This window comes from Bacillota bacterium, assembly GCA_036504675.1.
Classification (GTDB): Bacteria; Bacillota; Sulfobacillia; order JAJYWN01; family JAJZPE01; genus DASXUT01.
Map to the genome: position 1 here is coordinate 1 of DASXUT010000066.1, position 1691 is coordinate 1691.

The following is a 1691-nucleotide window of genomic DNA, read 5'->3' on the forward strand; positions in this document are numbered from 1 at the left end:
CGCGAAGAAGTATGTCTTCCTGGACCTGAAGTTCCACGATATCCCGAACACCGTGGCCGGGGCGGCCCGTTCGGCCGCCGGCCTGGGGGTGGCCATGTTCAACGTCCACGCCCATGGGGGTTCGGCGATGATGGGCGCGGCCGCCGAAGCCGTGAGCGGGCTGGGTGAGTCCGACCGCCCGCTGGTCATCGGGGTCACCGTCCTGACCAGCCTGGATCAGGGGGCCCTGGAAGAGGTCGGGGTGACCCGACCCCTCGACCGGCAGGTCCTGGCCATGGCCGCCCTGGCCCACCGGGCCGGGCTGGACGGGGTGGTCGCCTCGCCGCGCGAGGCTTCGGCCATAAAAGCCAAGGAGGGGCAGGGTTTCGTGGCCGTGACCCCGGGGGTCCGGCCGCTCTGGAGTGTCGGCGGGGACGACCAGAGGCGGGTCCTGACCCCGGGTGACGCGGTCCGCGCCGGGGCCGACTATCTAGTCGTCGGCCGGCCGATCACCGGCGCCGCCGACCCGCGGGAAGCGGCGTCCAGAGTCATCGAAGAGATCAAGGCCGCCGAGGCGGCGGCCGAGGAGGAGCGGTAGTGAGACCAGAAGAAGTCATCGCCATCTTCAAGCAGACCGGGGTCCTGATGGAGGGGCACTTCCTCCTGACCTCGGGCAAGCATAGCCCCCAGTTCCTGCAGTGCTCGCAGGCCCTGCAGTTTCCGGAGGTCGGCGGGCAGTTGGGGAGGGGTGTGGCCGACCTGTTCGCCGGCGACCAAGTCGAGACGGTCATCGGGCCGGCCATGGGCGGGGTCATCCTGGCCTACGAAATCGCCCGGGCCTTGGGGGCCCGGGCGATCTACGCCGAGAAAGCGGAGGGCGGAGGATTCACTTTGCGTCGGGGCTTTACCCTCCGGCCTGGGGAGAGGGTCCTGGCCGTAGAGGACGCCCTGACCACTGGCGGGTCGGTCCGCCAGGTGCTCGAACTGGTCGGCCGATTGGGGGCGACGCCGGTCGGGGTGGGTGCCCTGATCGACCGCAGCGGCGGGCAGGTCGACCTGGGGGTTCCCCTGCGGGCCCTGGTCAACCTGAAGATCGAGGCTTACGACCCGGGCGACTGCCCGCTCTGCCGGGCCGGTCTGGCCATCACCCGTCCGAAGGGGGCTCCGACGGTCTGACCGACGCCGGCTTGAGCCGTTCCACCTGGGCCGGCTCGGGATTGACGAAGACCGTGTGGTGATGGTCGTAGATGACCATTCCCGGGCGGGCCCCGGAGGGCTTGCGGACGCGGTTCTTGGTGGTGTAGTCCACGGGGACGCGGCTCGACTGGCGGCCCCGGCTGAACCAGGCCGCCAAGAGGGCGGCCTCGGTGATTTCTTCTGGTTTGGCCTCCTCCCCCGGGGCGAGGCGAAGGATGACGTGAGAGCCCGGGATGTCCTTGACGTGTAGCCAGAGGTCGTCGGGGCGGGCCAGCCGGAGGGTCAACAGGTCGTTCTGGCGGTTGTTCCGCCCGACCAGGATCTCCTTCCCGGTGGTCGTCAGGAAGCGGTGGGGAGTGGAAGTCGGCTCGGCGCCGCCCTCGCCGCTCGGACGCCGGCCTTTAAGCGGCTTTTTCCCGGGCTTCTTGGCCCGCGGCCCGGCCGGGGGATCGGGCTTGAGGTAGCCGGCGCCGGCAAGTTCGGCTTTGATCTCGGCCAGGGCGGCCCGGTCCTCG

At 70.4% G+C, this 1691-nt stretch carries 3 protein-coding genes; 2 read left to right on the forward strand and 1 reads right to left on the reverse strand.

Annotation, left to right across the window (positions count from 1 at the left end; genetic code table 11):
* Together pyrF and pyrE are read left to right on the forward strand one after the other, a co-directional pair.
* Window positions 1-577, forward strand: a 577-nt coding sequence (pyrF, locus tag VGL40_04975) for an orotidine-5'-phosphate decarboxylase (protein HEY3314619.1), incomplete at its 5' end; no start/stop codon positions are given.
* Window positions 577-1155, forward strand: a complete 579-nt coding sequence (gene pyrE / locus VGL40_04980; GenBank protein HEY3314620.1) for an orotate phosphoribosyltransferase — start codon at window positions 577-579, stop codon at window positions 1153-1155. The genes pyrF and pyrE, both read left to right, overlap by 1 nt.
* Here the strand turns inward: pyrE and VGL40_04985 are convergent.
* Window positions 1124-1691 (reverse strand): NFACT RNA binding domain-containing protein (locus VGL40_04985; GenBank protein ID HEY3314621.1); only part of this gene is annotated, 568 nt, incomplete at its 5' end. The genes pyrE and VGL40_04985 overlap by 32 nt on opposite strands.